Below are 18,501 nucleotides of genomic sequence, written 5' to 3' on the forward strand. Positions count from 1 at the left end.
CACCAACTAACTAATCGGACGCGAGTCCATCTCTAAGCGATAAATCTTTGATATATCTACCATGCGATAAATATATATTATGCGGTATTAGCATTCTTTTCAGAATGTTATTCCCCTCTTAGAGGCAGGTTACTCACGCGTTACTCACCCGTCCGCCACTAAACTTAATCAAAATCATTCCGAAGAAATCTTTTAAAAAAGTTCCGTTCGACTTGCATGTGTTAGGCACGCCGCCAGCGTTCGTCCTGAGCCAGGATCAAACTCTCTAAAATTTGTATATTAAGCTTTCGCTTACTATCAATTTCAGAGCTTTAATCGCTCATTCCGAATACTAACGTATCCGTAATTTCTTGATGCTTTGTTGTGTGCATCTCACTGTAAATCTTTGAGTATCCTCAAAGTATTACGGGTTCCTTTATTTTTCTCGTTGTTTAATTTTCAAGGTCCTACGCACTTGTGTTTATCGGAATTTTCCGTGTCACTCTCAAGTGCTCAATTATTATATCATTTACTTTGCCAAATGTCAACACTTTTTTAAAAAAACTTTAAAAAAATTCCTATTTTATTTTAAATACGACTATATTTGACTTTTTTATTTACACAACCACAATATATAGTAGTTGTGTTTTACTTAAGCATAACGATTTTCAATATTATATTATATACAGTCTATATAATCAATGTATTTTCCTTTATTTTCTTAAATTAAAATTGCTTTAGCTTAACTAAATACATTAATAACAATTTATATCGACAGCTTTGTATAAATTATTTCTTTCTATTGCAATTAATTATACTATATTATAAAATATAATTATCAATTTAATCGGAGGAAAACTATGAACCAGCCTTTTAATCCGTATCAACACAATGTTGATATACTTAGAGGTTTTTTCAGAAAACCTATTATCCTTATCACTGCGCTTACCTTTTGTGTACCTACTATTTGCAAAATAGTCACAGCGGTTTCTTCTATGATGATTTCATTTAAATACATTATAGAAAAAAACGAGAATGTCAATTTATCTTTTTCTATTGATATATCGTCTTTAGCCTTTTTGTTTGCATTTATATTGCTGTTCTGCACAGCAAGAAGCCGCAGGCCTATTGTAAAGCTAAAACCGCCTGTTACATTTTTAAGGGTACTTACAATTATCTTTACCGCTTTTACGGGAATATCGCTTGCAGTATCATTGATATTGGTTATTTTATTAATTGTATTCGGCTCTGATATGCCCGAAGATATTTTCCGAACTTCTGCTATACTGTTGGGTATTAATTTTATCAGTACGCTCTGCGAGTTTATCTTTTTCCTTGCCTCCTGTAAACTTACAAAAGGCATTAAGTATTCGCTTTCATCTGTATTTATTACAAAAGCGGGCGCAAAGGCAACCGCCGTATCGGGTTTTGTTTATGCGGTAATCTCTGTTATATCGTCTGTTATAGGATATATGTTTATATCAGGCTCGATTGACGCTTTGTTTTACTTTGCCACTCAAATATCCGGAACACTTGAAAGATCGGGTGTGAATTTCTCAAGCAATTTTGTAAACAATTCAGAGCTTTTTGATACAGTAACAAATGTTGCAAATACTTTATACCCTATTACCTTAGTTTGCGGTATTATAGAGCTTATTCCGTTTATATTCGTAAGCATTGTGGCTTTAATGTACTTTAACTATATAAAGAAAACAACCGACAGCCTTGTGCTTTCACCTGTCGACAGCGAAGCAACACGCTTTTACAGAGATAGCGAGCCTGTTCACGACAATGAGCCGCAGATGCCGTTTAATCAGAATAACGGCACACCGTTTGCTCCGCCTGTTGTTCCAAACAATCAGCCGATTGATAATCAGCCTTCACAGCAATTTGTTTATGAGAATCCATATGCAAGCAACAGAGTTAATAATGTTCAGCCGACACCGCAAACACCGCCGCAGGATTTTGTTCCTCAACCTGTATTTAATAATACAGAAAAAGCGGAAAATAATTCTGCCGAAAAGATTTGTGCCAAATGCGGTAAGCAATCGCCTGTTGATATGAACTTCTGCCCTTATTGCGGTAATAAATTTTGAGAATAAACAAAAAGTAAGGAGATACCACGCTCGGTATCTCCTTTTAATTATGCTTATTAAATTACAAATCAATTTTTAAATGCAAGGAAGTCCTCAACCGCATTTTCTCTTGCCTTATACTCGTTTGAGTCTTTTTTAGGGTTGTCCTTGTCTATTTTTGTATCGTTGTAAATCATAAGATACTTGCCGTTATTTGAAAGGTAAGCCGCATTTACAGGATAACCCTCAATAATAGTAAAGCTGTTGCTGTCATTTACCTCTTTAACGATTTCTTTTGCTGTATCGTTGAGTTTAGTTGTATCGTACTCATAAAACTCAATAGCAAGGTTATTGCTTATGCTGTACTTAACGCCCTGCTTTGCGCCGATAAAAGATGCGTCCATTTCTGTTTTGACAGCTTTGTCTGTATAATAACCCTTATCCTGCATATAGCTGCAAAGTCCGTCAAAGGTATCTTTGTAATCGGCGTCTGTCACCTTGCTTGTTTCGTCAGATGTAGAATCCGATGACTGACTTGCAGATGTTGTCTGCTGGTTTGCCTTAGACGCCTGCTCAAGAGCATCATTATATCCACAGCCTGCTGCTGAAATTGCAATTACAGATGCCATCAACAATGCAGAGATAATCTTCTTCATATTTCAAAATCCTTTCAATGCGAATTTACACTTTTCGTATATTATAGCTTATATTTGCCGATAAATCAAGCATTATATTATTTTTACAGAAAAAGCGGAAATGCAAACGCACTTCCGCTTAAATTTATATATTAAAGAACATACACATTAACATCTCTTCTGCCAAAGTTTACGCAGTCATCGTAGCTGAAGTAGAAGAGGTCAACTATAGCCGAACCGTCCATCAATGCTCCGCCTGTGTCAACAGCGGTTGCATAGCCGTAAACATGACTGCCGTCTGCCGCCTCAATGTAGAGCTTTGAACCGTAAGGAATGATTGCAGGGTTTACCGCAACGCCGCCCTCGTAAACTGTTGCGCCTGTTGCTGTAAGTGAACCCGGAGCCGCCGTATAGGCTGTGCCCGAACCCGAAACCATATAGCGGTATGAAACAGGTGCGCCGCTTGTATCGGTTATAGTGCCTCTCTTTGTGCCGTTAAGAATAACCTTGTCAACCGGCTCTTTTGTAACCTTCTCGCCGATTACCTTTGTTGAAGCGTACTTGCCGTCAATGTATTTACATCTCTTGGTTACTTCTTTTTCACCGTCTGCACCGTTTTGAGATACCTCCGACTCGCCTGTGAGAATATCGTCGGAATCTTTTTCGATTGTGTCGTAAGAAATTTTTTCGGTTGAAACCTCGTCAACATATGTTACCTTTTTGAGGATGATTTCCATATCGTCCTCAACCTGAGCATTTTTGTCAACGCTTAAAATATCATTGTCAGTAACAGTGTAGCCAAGAATATTAAGAGCGTTTTCTACTGTGCCCTCAGGGGCTTTTACGCTCATCTCTGTGCCGTTTGTTGTTAGCTTAATGTTTTTTGCGTTGTAAACATAAATGTTCGTATCGTCTGTGATTACTGTGTTAAGCGACGGTGTAACGCTCTTGTTGTCTGTAAGGGTAATTCCTGTTCTGTCAAGAACTTCCTCAACCGTACCCTTTGCAAGAGATATAGTCTGCTTTTCACCGCAGTTGTCGATTGTGATTTTATTTGCCTTGATTACATCAAAAGACATATTGAAGTTTTTGTTTGTGCTTACAACAACATCGCCGTTGCCCACCTCAAACTCTGTTGAGCTTTCAACATAAGTTTTGCTTGCGGTAACTTCGTCTGCTGTAGCTGTGGCTGCTGCTGCATTTACCAAAGCTCCTGCAGAAAGAGTTGCACAAAGAATTGCTGCGACCGTCCATTTAATTGCAGGCTTTGAAAATGTTTTTAGCATCATAAGAAATTCTTCCTTTCTTCAGTGATTTTTGCAAGCGCAAAAACCGCTTTCCGTTTGGCTTTTTTCTAAAATTTGGTTACTTGTGAAGGCTGTTTTAACGCTTGTTAAAGCTGTTCGCAAGCAACGGCGTTATTATAGGCTTATATTTTGAATATGTCAAACAGCAAGAAAATAAAGTTTTTATGGAAAATGCACAACGATTTCGACTTTTTTTCTGTATTAGCAAATTATTTTTTCGTTTTTTGAATTAAAATCCTGCAAATTTGTAGTCAAATTGCAAGAAAATGAAAGTTTACTTTTTAGATACCGATTTGTAACAAGTTTGTAACTAAAAATCAGCATATATTACAAAAGTATTACAAATAAAAATATGCCTATTTCTATTTTTATAAATTTTAAAATAATCGCTTAAACACTGTGTTTTTTACAAAAATAAAAAATTGAGCTTTATCTCTAAAACTCAATTTTTAACTATTTTTATTTAATTTTCTTTTTAATAATTATTGCTTTTCAGCTGAAAAAAACTTTGTGGGTAAGCACAGACAGGACACACGGTCGGAGCGGTTTTTCCGACGCAAATATGACCGCAGTTTCGGCATATCCATACCGCATCTCCGTCCTTTGAAAAAACAAGTTTTTCCTGTACATTATTAAGCAGAGTTTTAAACCTTTCTTCGTGTTGCTTTTCTATCTCGGCAACCTTTTCAAACAAACCTGCTATAAAGTCAAAGCCCTCTTCTCTTGCTGTCTTTGCAAACTGCGGATACATTTCATTCCTTTCGTAATATTCGCCGTCCGAAGCAAGCTGTAGGTTTTCTTCCGTTGTACTCGTTTTTCCTTTCAGAAGATTGTACCATATCTGTGCGTGGGCTTTTTCGTTCTTTGCGGTTTCTTCAAAAAGCTCGGCTATCTGTTCGTATCCGTCGGCTTTTGCCTTATCTGAATAGAATGTATATTTGTTTCTTGCTATCGACTCACCGGCAAGAGCCGCCTCAAGATTTTTCTCTGTTTGCGAACCTTTTAATTGCATACATAAACTCCCTTTTACGATTTTCTTTTCTATATATAGTATATACAGGCAAAGTGCGTATATACAAAAGCGGTAAAAACTTGCATTTATGCGGTATTTTTGGTATATTAAAAACATAAATATTAGATTTTATACAGCTCAGGGTTTAGCAAAACGATTAGATTAGAAATTTAAAATTACAGATAGTTTTTTAATCCGTTTACTTTATACCTGCTAATCCCTCAACAAAATAAAAAGAGGTTTTTTAAATGGCTTGGTTTTTTACAGATGAAAATATCACTTCCGACACCTATGTTATTTCAGGTGAAAACGCACGACATATATCAAAATCATTGCGAATGAAAAAAGGCGAAGAACTCACGCTGGTTACCCCCGACAATACGCAGTGTGAATGTGTACTCACAGAGATTACAGCCGAATATTCTGCGGTAAAAATTACGGAAAAAAGGCCGTGCGAGAATGAACCCGATGTATTCGTAACCCTGTATCAGGCTCTGCCAAAGGGCGATAAAATGGACTATATCGTGCAAAAATGCGTTGAACTCGGCATATCAAGAATAGTTCCCATGCTCTCGGCAAGATGCGTTTCAAGACCTGACGCAAAGTCAATAAAGAAAAAATGCGAGCGTTGGCAAAAGATAGCTTTGCAGGCGGCAATGCAGAGCAGAAGAGGAATCATCCCCCAGGTTTGCGACTGCGTGAGCTTTGAAAAAGCCGCACAAATGAGCCTTGAAAGCGAAAAACAGATTATTTTTTACGAACTCGGCGGAGAAAAAGTAAATAAAATTCTCGATAAAAAGCCAAAAAGTATAGCAATGTTTATCGGCAGTGAGGGCGGATTTGAGCAGTCCGAAGTTGATAAAATCATCGCAAACGGAGGCAGTCCGGCAACCCTCGGCAAAAGAATTTTAAGAGCGGAAACCGCACCTCTCGCCGCACTTTCAATTATAATGTTCCAAACAGATAATTTTTAAAATAAAAAACGAGCCTCACGCCCGTTTTGATTAATATATAATAAGTTACAGAAAAAATATAATAAAGCAATCAGTCTTTATTATGTTTTCGGATTAAATAATCGTCCAACACTTGCTTGTCAAATAGTTGGGCGGTTATTTTTATAATATTAAAATTCTTATTATAAAGACAAAATGACGAGTATGAAACTCGTCACTTTGTCACCCGCAAAGGGTATAGCATTTTTTATAAGACCCTCAAGGGCATAGTTAGTATATTGTATAAATATCAAAATTATAACTTGGTCACAATACTATTATATAATAATCTTATATAATAATATATACTTTTTGTCAATAAAAATCTATAATTTAATTATGAGTATATAACTGTTTAATCTTATTATCTGTTTCATCAAGTTGACTGTTTGTAATTATATAAACATCATTTTTTAGTTATAATATATAAAAAGTGTTTATTACAATGATATTAAGCGACAAATAAACTTATAAAATTTTAGCTATATTAACATAATCAAAATTATAAATAACTTGCATTTTTCAATCTTTCTTACTTTCCTTTGCAATCTTATCCAAAGACAATTGCTTTGTGTATTCCTGCAGGTTTTTCATATATTCATTAAAGCCGCATTCTTTTTCGCCGTAAACAGGGTTTAATTCATATTCGAGCGGCAGCCATGTACGGATTTCCGCCTCGTTATGCTGAATTGACGCTTCGAGTTTATCCATAGCTTTCCAGAGCTTTGCCTCTTCGGTTTTAAGCTCGTCCATTTCTTTATAAAGAGAAGTAAGCTCATCTTTATAAGGCTGTGGGAGAGTATTTAACCATTCGCAAAGTTTATGCTTTTCGATTTCTTCGTCATTGTTCGTCTTATAAAATGACGGAATGTCCCCTGTAAAAGCCTCGCCAAGGTCATGAAAAATACACATCATAATCACCTTGTCCATATCTACATTCGGAAACTCATCTTTTACAAAATAAGCAAACAGCGACAATCTCCAGCTATGCTCGGCAACGCTCTCTCGCCTGCCGTTTGAAAGCCAACTGTGTCTGGTATTTTTCTTTAAATTTTCTGCAAGATATAAAATTTCTGTAAGTTTTTCGGGAGTCATAACAATACCTCTTTACTCTGAATAAGTCGGAATATTCCACTCGACCAAATGCTCGTCGGTAACGGGAAAATACCTGAAAAGCATTGTACTGTCGTTATTTTCGTCTTTTTTGCCTTTTTTGCCTGTAGTAAGGTTAAAAATATTGTTTTCATAAGCAAGCGAACTTTTGTTTTCAAAGGTAGTTTCGTTAAAAATCTTTTCAAACAGCTCAACATCATCGCTTGTGTAGCCTCCGACGGCAGCAGCCATAACAGCCGACATATTAAGTATTCTTTCGCTGTACTGATGTTCGCCGTCAATAGACACATACTTTGACATAGTAGTGCCGCAGCCGACATTCATTATTTTGTGACTGCGTGACTCAACCGCCACGGTAAGCTCGGCATTGTCTATATCATAGTAATAACAAAAATACTCAACTCCGTTAGCGTCTTTTTTGGTTTCTCCGAGCCTTTTCCAATTTTCCATACTGAGATATTCGTCACCGCCCGAACGAAACATTATTTCGTTATAGCGCTCGGTAAATTTCTCAATATTTATATTATATCTTTTGCCGTTCACATTGGTGCTGTCCTCCTGCGCTTTTTCCTTTGTGTAAGCAAGGATTTCGTCAAGTGAAGCCGTACCGCCTTTTACAATTGTTTTCTGCTCTTTACAAGCCGCAAAAGAAAAGGCAAGCACCAAAGCAAACAGTACAGGCACAATTTTTTTCATACCTATTACCTCGTTTGATTAGTCAAAGTGTTGGTTTTGTCGGAAATATGTGATTTAATATTCAGGTTAATAAAGTAAAAAACACGCTCTCTGCCAAAAAATCAGAAAAGTTTGGTCAACCTTTAAAAAGGCTTGACCTAAATTTTTAAATTATTTAATCTTAGCCTTGCGATTAACTGTGCTAAACCATAATTTTTACCCGACAATTACTTTTATCAAAATATGTTATAGCCCTCCTTTTTACGGGAAGGCTATATTTTTTATTTATTCTTCTGTATTCTCTTCGGCATTTGTTTCAGGGGCAGTATTCTCCTCGGAAGTTTCTTCTTCGGCTGTTTCTTCTGTTTTTTCGCTCTCACTGTCCTCGTGAGGTGCTCTTGCAACAGTAACTACCTTATCGTTTTCGCCTATTCTCATAAGAGTAACGCCCTTGCTCGGTCTGTTACAGATTCTTACAGTATCGGCGGCAATTCTGATAATTACGCCCTCCTGCGAAATAATGATAATATCATCAGCAAGCTTAACCGCACTGACAGCCGCAACATTTCCGTATTTTTCGGTGTGGTAGTTGGTAATACCCTTACCGCCACGGCTCTGCAAGCGGTAGTCGCTTACATTTGAAATTCTGCCAAAGCCTGTTTCGGACGCAGTAAGAATAAGGTCATCATTTGCAACAACGCACATACCCACAACGCAGTCGCCCTCACGCAGAGAAATAGCCTTAACGCCTCTTGCCTGTCTGCCCATAGGACGAACATCGGTTTCTTCAAATCTGATAGCAAGGCCGTTCTTTGTAGCCACAATAACCTGCTGATTGCCGTCTGTAAGTCTTACCCATGCAAGCTCGTCACCCTCGTTAAGTTCAAGGGCAATAAGTCCGCCTTTTCTTGCGGTATTATATGCATTGAGAGAAATTCTCTTTATAATACCCTGCTTTGTAACCATAACAAGGTACTTTTCCTCGTCAAATTCAGGCACTCTAATCATAGAAGTTACCTTTTCGTCCGCCGCAATCGGGAGCAGATTTGCAATATTCATACCCTTTGACTGACGGCTTCCCTCCGGCACTTCATAGCACTTGAGCCTGTACACTCTGCCCTTATCGGTAAAGAACAGTACATAATCGTGAGAATTAATTACGAACATTTCAGTCGCAACATCTTCTTCTCTGCGTGACATACCCGATACGCCACGGCCGCCTCTGTTCTGAATCTTGTAGGTATCAACAGCAAGGCGCTTTACATAGCCGAATTGAGTAAGTGTGAGCACGCATTCCTGATTCGGAATAAGATCCTCAATGTCAACTTCGCCGTTGACAGCGCAGATTTCCGTTCTTCTCGGATCTGCAAACTTATTTCTGATTACAATAAGCTCTTCCTTGATAATTTCACGCTGTCTGCCCTCATCGGCAAGAATAGCGTTGTATTCTTCGATTTTTGTCTTTAAAGCGGCAATTTCGTCTTCAATTTTTGTGCGCTCCATATTTGTGAGCTGACCTAAACGCATCTGAACAATTGCCTGTGCCTGAACATCGTCAAGACCAAAGCGCTCCATAAGGTTTACCTTAGCGGTAGCCTGGTCTTTACTATTTCTGATGATTGAGATTACCTCGTCAATAAAGTCAATCGCAATCTTCAAGCCCTCAAGGATATGCTCTCTGTCCTTTGCCTTTTTAAGGTCAAATTCCGTTCTTCTGCGTATGATTTCCTGCTGGAAGTTTACATACTCTGTAAGCATTTCCTTAAGGTTTAATATCTTAGGCACACCGTCAACAATTGCAAGCATAATTGCGCCGAAAGTTGTCTGTAATTGTGTAAGATTAAAGAGGTTGTTAAGAACAATGCTTGCAGACGCTTCACGCTTAACATCAATTTCAATATGCATACCCTGACGGTCGGAGTGGTCCTCAATGTTAGAAATACCGTCAATTCTCTTGTCTTTCACAAGGTCGGCAATGTATTCGATAAGTCTTGCCTTGTTGACCTGATAAGGCAGTTCGGTAACAATAATCTTGTATCTGCCGTTTTTAGCCTCTACAATCTCTGTTTTGGCTCTCACGGTAATTTTACCTCTGCCGGTCGCATAAGTGGCTCTTATACCGCTTCTGCCCATAATAATGCCGCCTGTCGGAAAGTCAGGGCCGGGCATATAGTCCATAAGACCGGCAAGGTCAATATCGGGATTATCAATAAGCGCACAAGCGGCGTCAATGGTTTCGCCAAGGTTGTGCGGAGGAATCTTTGTAGCCATACCTACGGCGATACCGTCAGAACCGTTTACAAGCAGGTTAGGAAATCTGCTCGGAAGTACGGTTGGCTCTTCAAGTCTGTCGTCAAAGTTAGGCTGAAAATCAACCGTCTTTTTGTCAATATCGGTAAGCATTTCGCAAGAAATCTTGCTCATTCTCGCCTCTGTGTATCTGTATGCGGCAGGCGGATCACCGTCAACCGAACCGAAGTTACCGTGGCCGTCAACAAGCATATATCTCATTGAAAAGTCCTGTGCAAGTCGAACAAGCGCATCGTAAACAGACGCATCACCGTGAGGATGATACGCACCGAGCACAGCACCTACGGTGTCTGCGCACTTATGGTACGGCTTGTTAGGGTCAAGACCCTTTTCGTACATTGTGTAGAGAATACGCCTGTGAACAGGTTTTAAACCGTCACGAACATCAGGTAACGCACGGGAGATAATAACGCTCATTGAGTAGTCAAGAAAACTTGATTTCATTTCTTCCTTCACATCGACATCTTTTATTCTTCCGTGATTAAATACTCCATTTTCCATATTTTCGTTGTCCATATTATTCATTCCTCAAGGTTTATGTAAATTGTTTTATCTTTTCGTAAAGCTCGGGCATACGCTTTCTTATGCTTATCGGGCGGAATGTCTTTGAATCGACAAATCCGTGCTCGGTAGTACCGTAGCCGAGTTCTGTTTCCGAGCCGTCAGGCTCTATTCTCTTTACTGTGTATGAAAAAGTAATTCTTGCGGCAGAAATTAAAATTACCTTTGTGCGTAAAATAATTTCATCGTCATAAAGCGCAGGCTTGCCGAATGAACAGTTAAGGTTCAAAAGCGGCGTCATAATTCCCTGTTCTTCCATTTCACGATAATTAAAGCCGAGCATTTTTACATAGTCGCCCCTGCCCATTTCGTACCATATCGGATAATTTGAGTGGTGAACAATGCCCATACAATCCGTTTCGGCATAACGCACCCGGAATTTAGTTCGTGAATGCACAAAAATCACTCCTTTTACAACGATAAGACAATTTGTATAAAATATATTCTTACTTCCGACAACAGCTAAGTTACAGTCGGAAATTTTTATTATGAAAAGACAGTTTGCCAAATGATAATATTCTTGTCCCAAATAATTAAACTGCGGTCGGGAACATTCGTTTTAAATTATCACAAATTTACCGCTCAAAAAATTCAGTTCAAAACAGAATTAAACATCAAGATTCTGAACGAATTTAGCGTTTTTCTCAATAAATTCTCTTCTCGGTTCAACCTTATCGCCCATAAGAATGGTGAAGATTTCGTCTGCCTCTTCCGCCTCGTTGAGGTTTACCCTGAGCATAAGTCTTGTTTCCGGATTCATAGTGGTTTCCCAAAGCTGTTCGGAGTCCATCTCACCAAGACCTTTGTAACGCTGAATTTCGGTTTTGCCCTCTGTTGCGGCTAAAATCTGGTCACGCTCAATGTCCGAGTAAGCGTACTTGTGCTCCTTGCCCTTTGAAATTCTGTAAAGCGGAGGCTGTGCAATATAGATATGCCCCTCCTCAATGAGCGGACGCATAAATCTGAAAAAGAAGGTCAAAAGAAGTGTTCTGATATGCTGACCGTCAACATCGGCATCCGCCATAATAATAATTTTGCCGTAACGCAGTTTTGTAATATCAAATTCGTCGCCTATACCCGTGCCGAGTGCGGTTATAACAGGCATAAGTTTATCGTTTCCGTAAACTCTGTCAAGTCTTGCCTTTTCTACATTGAGCATTTTACCCCAGAGCGGCAGAATAGCCTGGAATTTACGGTCACGACCGCCCTTTGCCGAACCGCCCGCAGAGTCACCCTCTACGATGTAAATTTCGGTAATCTCGCTGTCTTTTGACTGACAGTCGGCAAGTTTGCCCGGTAATTGAGCAGACTCAAGAGCAGATTTTCTTCTTACGCTCTCTCTCGCCTTTCTTGCCGCCTCTCTTGCCCTTGCAGATGCAAGCGACTTTTCAAAAATAGCCTTTGCAACCTGTGGGTTTTCCTCAAGATAAATCATAAGTTTTTCGCTTACGAGTTTATCAACCATGGTTCTTACCTCGGTATTACCGAGTTTTGCCTTAGTCTGTCCCTCAAATTGCGCCTCTTTAAGTTTTACGCTGATGATGGCGGTAATACCCTCTCGCACATCTTCACCGCTTAAGTTTTTATCGTTATCCTTAAGTTTGCCGAACTTTCTTGCGTAATCGTTCATAACCCTTGTAAGCGCACGCTTAAAGCCCTCTTCGTGAGTACCGCCGTCGGTGGTATGAATGTTGTTGGCAAATGTAAGGAGATTTTCGTTGTAGCTGTCATTATACTGCAAAGCAACTTCAACCGAGATTGTGTCCTCGTCATTCTTTGCGGCAAAATAAATAACATCGGGATGAATAACGGCAAGCGCTCTCTTTTTGTGAATATAATCGACAAAGCTCTTTATACCGCCCTCATAAACAAAGTTGTTTTTTATAATTTCGTCTTTGTTTCTCTCATCTCTAAGCTCAATATGCACGCCTGCGTTAAGAAAAGCCTGCTCACGCAAACGCTTTTCAAGCACACCGTACTCATAAACATCGGTTTCCTTGAAGATAAGCGGATCTGCCTTAAAGCGTACTTCCGTACCCTTTATGTCTGACTTGCCTATTTTGTGGAGGTCGGTAACAATCTTACCTCTTTCATAGCGCTGCATATAAATATCCTTGCCGTCGCAAACCTTTACTTCAAGCCATTCGGAAAGCGCATTTACAACAGACGCACCAACACCGTGCAAGCCGCCCGACACCTTGTAACCGCCGCCGCCAAACTTACCGCCTGCGTGAAGAACCGTAAATACAACCGTTACGGCAGGCAAGCCTGTTTTGCTGTTGATGCCTACAGGAATACCACGGCCGTTATCGGTAACTCTGATGATATTGCCCTCCTCGATTACCACATCAATCTTTGTGCAGTAGCCGGCAAGCGCCTCGTCGATAGAGTTATCTACAATTTCATAAACAAGGTGATGAAGACCTCTCGGACCTGTTGAGCCTATGTACATACCCGGTCTTTTTCTGACCGCTTCAAGTCCCTCAAGAACCTGAATTTCATTGGCGCCGTACTCTTGCTCGACTTTGGTCATCTCAATGTTATTCTCATTGTCCATTTTTTTACCTCCAATATCAGAGCCAAGGCACAGCCTTTGCCCTGTTCACACTCTTAAAAAGAGCGGAAAGTATTTTTTCTGACCGTATTTGTGCACCGAAAATTACGGCGCATAAACCGTCAGGTTGTTGTTAATTTCAATTTCTGAATTTTCAGTTGGCAAATCACAAAAAAATCTGTCAATAATAAAATTTAGTTTCTTTATCAAAAAGTTAGGATAAATTACGGTTTAGTGTAACTTTCGGCTAAATAATTTAAAAATTTAGGTCAAGCCTTTTTAAAGGCTTGCGGGTTTGGGCAGAGCCCATAATATCTTCCGATATAGCGATTTATATGGCGCAAACAGCCACGCTGTTTGCGTGCTTGCACTTAGTTTGATAAAACAGGCGGTAGCCTTTTATAAAAAATAATTAATTTTTAAATTATATAACAAATGATTTTTCTTGTTGCTGTCGCATTTAAAGGCTTTTGCCTATTTGTTCAAGTCGCCAAACAGCAAGCTGTTCGGCTATAAATGCTTTGCATTAGCCAAAAGTATTTGTGGGCTTTGCCCACACCCACGACCTTTTCAAAGGTCGACCAAACTTTTATAATTGCTTGGTAAAACAATTTGCAAAACCATAATTCATTACTGCTGCCCCATCATTTAGAATAAAACCAAAATTTATTTGTTTTTCTTCCCTTTTTTTATATCCTTAAACGATACAAACAGTGGGTACAATGCTATGAACAGCAGTATAAAAATCACATTTATGCCAACCAAAGCATAGAAGTTCAGATTAGGGCTCATATATAACACACCTACATTCGCCGCTACGGCGAGAACAAACAAAATGAGTATAAGTACCAAGCAAGGCCTTTTGCTCGCTCTGAACTCATTTTTGCAGTGATAACAGGTATGTGATTTTTCTTTTACAATTTTTTTAACCTCTCTGTAGCCGTAAACGGTATGGCAGTGAGGACAAATAGGTAACTTCAGCATAAATTAGAATTTTCTGTTTGCGGTGTATTTGTTTGTATCGGCTTTTTTGTTGTCGTCGCTCTCTTCCTTTTGCGGAATGTAGTGGCGTGAGCGTGAAAAGCCCGTATCTGCGTCCGAACGGATTTTCTTAAGCGGTGCGTCCATAGATGCGTGGTCTTCGCTTACATCGCTTATAACAGGCACAAAAGCCACGGTCTTATCCGTTTCCTTATCTGCCTCTTTTTCTTCGTCCGCTCTGTTCATCTCTTCCTGCAAATGTATTCTTTCGGCGTCACGCTTTTGCTTGAGCTGATTAAACACACTTGTATCTATGGCAACCTTAGGAGTTGTATCCTCGGGTTCGGATGTAATTGTGTGTGATGTTCTCATCGGGTTAAAGTCAAACTCATCGGTTATGTCGCCGGCAATATTTTCGGAGTAAACCATACCGGCCTTTTTAGCCTCCATGGATTTCTTATATTTTTTAAGAGGAACATAATTCAAAAAGACGGGAGATATAAGCATAAAAATTACAAGCGGTACGGCAACAAACAAAACTCCGAGAGGATTGCTGATATTGCCCGACTTAATCCAGTAAAGCATAATGCCTGCGGCAACCGCAACTGCAAGTGCAAAGCCGACAAAAATCATTTTGTTAATTATGACTTTACTTTCCTTTCCACATCTTGTGCATATATATTCACTTTTTCGTCTGCTTGAAAAACCCGAAATATACGAAATTCGTTTTGAACAGTAAGGACATTTTTTTGCTTTCATAAACAATCCCTCTTTTTGAATGTATTTTAAAATGAATAAATATTCATTAGTTATTCACATAATCTGTATTTTATTGCATTGTTTAAATATTGTTTTATTAAAATTATACTTTGAGTAATATTAATTAATTTCCGACTGCAATATTTTATAAGTACCTTCTTTGTTACGCTTATACAGCGTTTTACTCGAAAGCTGGCTTATATAAACCATAATTTTTCCGTTTTCCTTGCAGACAATAAATGACTTTGGCAGTTCGTAAGAAACATTTACAACATTTCCTCTTTTCTCTGCCTCTGTAAGATAATCTCTCGTTTTTTTAGAAACGGTACATCTGTCCATATCAAAAATACCGATAATTGATTTTGTGGTTATGACAGTATCCTGTCCCAAATGTAAATACATTTCAACTGATTACTCCGTTACAAACATTAAAAATTTTGCCGTGCTTAAGCTGCTCCTTGTTTGACTGCTCGCAGCAGGTTATAAAAACCTGGCAGTCATCAAGTTTATTCAGTAAAAAATCCTGTCTTTTGGAATCAAGCTCGCTCATAACATCGTCGAGCAAAATTATCGGCTTTTCGCCCATTCTTTCAGACAAAACCGCCGCCTCGGCAAGTTTTAATGACAATACCGCACTTCTTTGCTGCCCTTGCGAGGCATAAAGTCTTGCATTTTTGCCGTTTATAAGTATCTCTGCATCATCTCTGTGCGCACCTTTTGTAGTACAGCCGTTTCTTATATCATCTGCCCTACTTTGTTCAAAAGTTTCGTATAATTTTTGGTGAATTTGCTCAATACTGTCGCCGTATTCGGCATTTGTAGTCGATAAATACCTAATTTCAAGCTGTTCTTTGCCGCCCGAAATGCCAAAATGGTATTCCGCAGCCCGTTTTTCGAGCATCTGGAGATACTCCATTCTCTGTTTTATGAGTATAGCACCGTTCAAGAGCAGGGAATTGTCCCAGATTGAAAGAGTTTCTTCGAGTTCTGGATGCCTGTAAATATCTTTGAGCAAAGAATTTCTCTGATTAAGCGTGCGGTTGTACTTTGAAAGCACCACCGCATTTTTTAATTTTTCTCTGCAAATAGCGCTGTCAATGAATTTTCGCCTTTCGGACGGGCCTCTTTTAATTAAATTGAGATGTTCGGGCGAAAAAACGACCGCACAATATTTTTCAATCAGTGCCGCAGCCGAATTTTTGGCTACAGAGTTGATTTCTACCTGCTTTTTATTGCCTTTGAATTTTATAGAGGCGGTCTGTTCCCTGTCCTGTCCGAAAAATCGGACTTCGAGTTTTGCAAAAGGCTTGCCAAAACCTATAAGTTCGTTGTCCTTTGAACCCCGAAACGAATGACCGCCGCAAAACATCCAAAAAGCCTCAAGCAGATTGGTTTTTCCCTGTGCGTTGTCGCCGTAAATTACATTCACACCGTCGCACGGGGTAATAATTGCGTCATCAAGATTTCTGTAATTTTCAAATTTCAGCGCAAGTACCTTCAAAAAATATCATTCCCAGCTCAGATAACGGTAATTTTTTCTCCGTCAAACTCTGCAAAGTCGCCTTTACGCATTTTTTTGCCACGCATAGTGCAAACCTCACCGTTTACGGTGACATCTCCGTTCTGAATTATCATTTTTGCCATTCCGCCCGTGTCACAAAGACCTGCAAGCTTAAGCAAATCCTGTAATTTTATAAATTCTGTGTCAATGCTGATTTTTTTATCCTTCATTTGAAAGCCTCATTGGAACTACAATGCTCAAAAAGCTGTCGCCCTTCACCGGTTTGATAACCATCGGCTTAATCGGGCCGCTTAAAGCAAGTCTGATTTCATCGGTATCGCAATTTTTGAGAGCGTCAAGCAAATATTTGTTGTTAAAACCAATCTCAACTTTTTCTCCCATAATCGAAACCGAAATACTGTCGTTTGCTCTGCCGACTGCAGACGCACATGAAAGTTTGATTTCGTCATTATCAAAATTGCATCTTACAGGGCTTTGAATTCTGTCGTTGTTTAAAAGTGACATTCTTTCAACCGAGTTTATGATAACTCTTGTGTTTATAATGACCTCTGTTTTTACATCGGTCGGAATAGTTGTCTTGTAATCAATAAAATTACCCTCGATAAGTCTTGAAATTACTCTGTAATTGTCAACCTTGAAGGTGATGTGTCTTTGACCTATGATAATATCTACATTTTGCTCGTCATCGCCCAAAAGTTTGAGGACTTCAAGCTGAGTTTTTCCCGGAACAACAAATTTATTTTTGCTTTCGGAATCTACATTTTCACTTCTGATTGCCATTCTGTAGCCGTCAATTGCTACGATTCTGAAAAGTCCGTCTTCAATTTCAAAAAGCGAACCCGTATAAATCGGCTTTGCGTTGTTATCGGACACGGCATATACTGTCTGCCTGATCATTTCACGCAGAGTTTTTGCATTTACGGTAATCATATCTGTCTGTTCAAAAGTAGGAAGATCCGGATATTCGATTGATGACATTCCCACAATTTGGTAATCTACATTTCCGCAGGTAATATAAGTCACCATTCTTTCGTCGGTCTCAATCATAACGATTTCTTCCGGCAGCTTTCTGACAATATCAAGAAAAAGCTTTGCACTGACAACAATTTCGCCTTCCTCCTGGATGGTAACATCAATGTCAGTTGTGATTCCTATTTCAAGATTGTAGCCTGATATATTTAGTGAATTGTCGTACGCTTTTATAAGCACACCTTCAAGAGCGGGTATTGCAGCTTTTGAAGATACTGCTCGTGACACATTTGACACAGCGTTAGCGAGGTCTGTTCGCAAGCACGAAATTTTCAAGTGTAGCTCTCCTTTATGTAGTGATAATTTAAATATTTCGTAGTAGTAGTAGGGGGTGTTAAATTGTTAAAAAATTGTAACTTTTCCGATTATTCCTTGAAAAAACCGTCCACAAAACACTCCACAGCCTTTTAACAGCTTTTACATCGTCTGTTAAAAGGACTTTTTCTTTCAACATAGGGTTGAAAATTGTTAGTGAAATGTTAATAAAAATGTTAATCGGATTCGGTATAAAAAAGCCTTTCAAAAGCTGTTTTTTATAAGATTTCCGACTGTACGGAAAAATCCTGCCACATTTTTGATTAAAAAATCCGTAAATTTTACGCTTTAAAAATAGTAAATTCAAAGCCTGTTTTTTTAGATTTTTCTATACTATTATATATAGGCAAAAATCTCCTCTTTTTCAGGCTCATAAAAATACGGATTTTTTCCTGATTTTTTTGCTGTGAACGCAGCTTTTTAGGGTGTTCCCTCAACTACGGTGAAAATAAGTCCGAAATTGCATTAATTAGTGCAATTTACGGAAAAATATTTCAAAGTTTTTTACAAATAAATTTTTAATATTTTTGAACATACTAAAAATGTTGAAATTATGGAAAGGCATTAACAGGTTGTGTTAAATCTGTATGCTTTCAAGTATTGACCAAACGGCTGAAAGCTAAGCATTTAAGCCGAAATTTAAGTGTTTACAAATGTTACAAAACTGTAATGTTAATAATGT

16 protein-coding genes and 1 rRNA gene are annotated in these 18,501 nt (G+C 38.7%); 2 read left to right on the plus strand and 15 right to left on the minus strand.

Annotated elements, in window-relative coordinates; all coding sequences use genetic code 11:
* Positions 1–272 (minus strand): 16S ribosomal RNA (locus H8R91_RS11475); the annotation flags it as partial.
* A gap of 567 nt (positions 273–839) precedes the next feature.
* On the opposite strand from H8R91_RS11475, the gene H8R91_RS11480 reads away from it, so the two are divergent.
* Positions 840–2,075 carry a zinc ribbon domain-containing protein gene (locus tag H8R91_RS11480; protein WP_186936346.1) on the plus strand — a complete coding sequence of 412 codons (1,236 nt, stop codon included), beginning with the start codon at positions 840–842 and terminating at the stop codon, positions 2,073–2,075.
* A 68-nt stretch (positions 2,076–2,143) separates the two neighbouring features.
* Here the strand turns inward: H8R91_RS11480 and H8R91_RS11485 are convergent, their stop codons facing one another.
* The 3 genes from H8R91_RS11485 to rbr form a co-directional block, all read right to left on the minus strand.
* On the minus strand, positions 2,144–2,710 hold the full coding sequence (locus H8R91_RS11485; RefSeq protein ID WP_186936347.1) for a hypothetical protein: 567 nt from the start codon (positions 2,708–2,710) through the stop codon (positions 2,144–2,146).
* Between the two features lie 131 nt (positions 2,711–2,841).
* Positions 2,842–3,978 carry a resuscitation-promoting factor gene (locus H8R91_RS11490; protein ID WP_186936348.1) on the minus strand — a complete coding sequence of 379 codons (1,137 nt, stop codon included), beginning with the start codon at positions 3,976–3,978 and terminating at the stop codon, positions 2,842–2,844.
* Between the two features lie 493 nt (positions 3,979–4,471).
* Positions 4,472–5,008, minus strand: coding sequence for a rubrerythrin (gene rbr, locus H8R91_RS11495; protein ID WP_186936349.1), 537 nt, complete (start codon positions 5,006–5,008; stop codon positions 4,472–4,474).
* A 248-nt stretch (positions 5,009–5,256) separates the two neighbouring features.
* On the opposite strand from rbr, the gene H8R91_RS11500 reads away from it, so the two are divergent.
* Positions 5,257–5,982: a 16S rRNA (uracil(1498)-N(3))-methyltransferase gene (locus tag H8R91_RS11500; RefSeq protein WP_022234740.1), complete on the plus strand. Its 726-nt coding sequence runs from the start codon at positions 5,257–5,259 to the stop codon at positions 5,980–5,982.
* Positions 5,983–6,522: 540 nt separating this feature from the next.
* On the opposite strand, the gene H8R91_RS11505 is transcribed toward H8R91_RS11500, so the two are convergent.
* The 11 genes from H8R91_RS11505 to dnaN all read right to left on the minus strand — a co-directional run bounded on the left by H8R91_RS11505 (position 6,523) and on the right by dnaN (position 17,780).
* Entirely contained in the window at positions 6,523–7,095 is a 573-nt protein-coding gene (locus H8R91_RS11505) for an HD domain-containing protein (protein ID WP_186936350.1), read from the minus strand.
* A 12-nt stretch (positions 7,096–7,107) separates the two neighbouring features.
* Positions 7,108–7,809 carry a hypothetical protein gene (locus tag H8R91_RS11510; protein WP_186936351.1) on the minus strand — a complete coding sequence of 234 codons (702 nt, stop codon included), beginning with the start codon at positions 7,807–7,809 and terminating at the stop codon, positions 7,108–7,110.
* A 264-nt stretch (positions 7,810–8,073) separates the two neighbouring features.
* Positions 8,074–10,614 (minus strand): DNA gyrase subunit A, encoded by a 2,541-nt coding sequence (gene gyrA, locus H8R91_RS11515; protein ID WP_186936352.1) that lies wholly within the window; start codon positions 10,612–10,614, stop codon positions 8,074–8,076.
* A gap of 19 nt (positions 10,615–10,633) precedes the next feature.
* The gene (locus H8R91_RS11520) at positions 10,634–11,056 is read right to left on the minus strand and encodes an acyl-CoA thioesterase (protein WP_022234745.1); all 423 of its coding nucleotides are present in this window, start codon (positions 11,054–11,056) and stop codon (positions 10,634–10,636) included.
* Positions 11,057–11,266: 210 nt separating this feature from the next.
* Positions 11,267–13,216 (minus strand): DNA topoisomerase (ATP-hydrolyzing) subunit B, encoded by a 1,950-nt coding sequence (gyrB, locus tag H8R91_RS11525; RefSeq protein ID WP_178587299.1) that lies wholly within the window; start codon positions 13,214–13,216, stop codon positions 11,267–11,269.
* A gap of 663 nt (positions 13,217–13,879) precedes the next feature.
* The gene (locus H8R91_RS11530) at positions 13,880–14,197 is read right to left on the minus strand and encodes a hypothetical protein (protein ID WP_186936353.1); all 318 of its coding nucleotides are present in this window, start codon (positions 14,195–14,197) and stop codon (positions 13,880–13,882) included.
* A gap of 3 nt (positions 14,198–14,200) precedes the next feature.
* Entirely contained in the window at positions 14,201–14,953 is a 753-nt protein-coding gene (locus tag H8R91_RS11535) for a hypothetical protein (protein ID WP_186936354.1), read from the minus strand.
* 120 nt (positions 14,954–15,073) lie between these two features.
* Positions 15,074–15,355, minus strand: coding sequence for an extracellular matrix regulator RemB (gene remB / locus H8R91_RS11540; RefSeq protein WP_186936355.1), 282 nt, complete (start codon positions 15,353–15,355; stop codon positions 15,074–15,076).
* A 1-nt stretch (position 15,356) separates the two neighbouring features.
* Positions 15,357–16,454 (minus strand): DNA replication/repair protein RecF, encoded by a 1,098-nt coding sequence (gene recF / locus H8R91_RS11545; protein WP_186936356.1) that lies wholly within the window; start codon positions 16,452–16,454, stop codon positions 15,357–15,359.
* Between the two features lie 17 nt (positions 16,455–16,471).
* Positions 16,472–16,684 (minus strand): RNA-binding S4 domain-containing protein, encoded by a 213-nt coding sequence (locus tag H8R91_RS11550; protein ID WP_022234750.1) that lies wholly within the window; start codon positions 16,682–16,684, stop codon positions 16,472–16,474.
* On the minus strand, positions 16,674–17,780 hold the full coding sequence (gene dnaN / locus H8R91_RS11555; protein WP_022234751.1) for a DNA polymerase III subunit beta: 1,107 nt from the start codon (positions 17,778–17,780) through the stop codon (positions 16,674–16,676). The genes H8R91_RS11550 and dnaN overlap by 11 nt, the downstream gene beginning before the upstream one ends.
* Between the last annotated feature and the right edge of the window lie 721 nt (positions 17,781–18,501).

The sequence above is a fragment of the Ruminococcus intestinalis genome, from assembly GCF_014288065.1.
Lineage (GTDB): Bacteria > Bacillota > Clostridia > Oscillospirales > Acutalibacteraceae > Ruminococcoides > Ruminococcoides intestinale_A.

Coding starts and splice junctions, on each gene's coding strand:
- H8R91_RS11480 (WP_186936346.1), top strand. CDS start 840: ATGAACCAGCCTTTTAATCCGTATCAACACAATGTTGATATACTTAGA.
- H8R91_RS11485 (WP_186936347.1), bottom strand. CDS start 2,710: ATGAAGAAGATTATCTCTGCATTGTTGATGGCATCTGTAATTGCAATT.
- H8R91_RS11490 (WP_186936348.1), bottom strand. CDS start 3,978: ATGATGCTAAAAACATTTTCAAAGCCTGCAATTAAATGGACGGTCGCA.
- rbr (WP_186936349.1), bottom strand. CDS start 5,008: ATGCAATTAAAAGGTTCGCAAACAGAGAAAAATCTTGAGGCGGCTCTT.
- H8R91_RS11500 (WP_022234740.1), top strand. CDS start 5,257: ATGGCTTGGTTTTTTACAGATGAAAATATCACTTCCGACACCTATGTT.
- H8R91_RS11505 (WP_186936350.1), bottom strand. CDS start 7,095: ATGACTCCCGAAAAACTTACAGAAATTTTATATCTTGCAGAAAATTTA.
- H8R91_RS11510 (WP_186936351.1), bottom strand. CDS start 7,809: ATGAAAAAAATTGTGCCTGTACTGTTTGCTTTGGTGCTTGCCTTTTCT.
- gyrA (WP_186936352.1), bottom strand. CDS start 10,614: ATGGACAACGAAAATATGGAAAATGGAGTATTTAATCACGGAAGAATA.
- gyrB (WP_178587299.1), bottom strand. CDS start 13,216: ATGGACAATGAGAATAACATTGAGATGACCAAAGTCGAGCAAGAGTAC.
- H8R91_RS11530 (WP_186936353.1), bottom strand. CDS start 14,197: ATGCTGAAGTTACCTATTTGTCCTCACTGCCATACCGTTTACGGCTAC.
- H8R91_RS11535 (WP_186936354.1), bottom strand. CDS start 14,953: ATGAAAGCAAAAAAATGTCCTTACTGTTCAAAACGAATTTCGTATATT.
- remB (WP_186936355.1), bottom strand. CDS start 15,355: ATGTATTTACATTTGGGACAGGATACTGTCATAACCACAAAATCAATT.
- H8R91_RS11550 (WP_022234750.1), bottom strand. CDS start 16,684: ATGAAGGATAAAAAAATCAGCATTGACACAGAATTTATAAAATTACAG.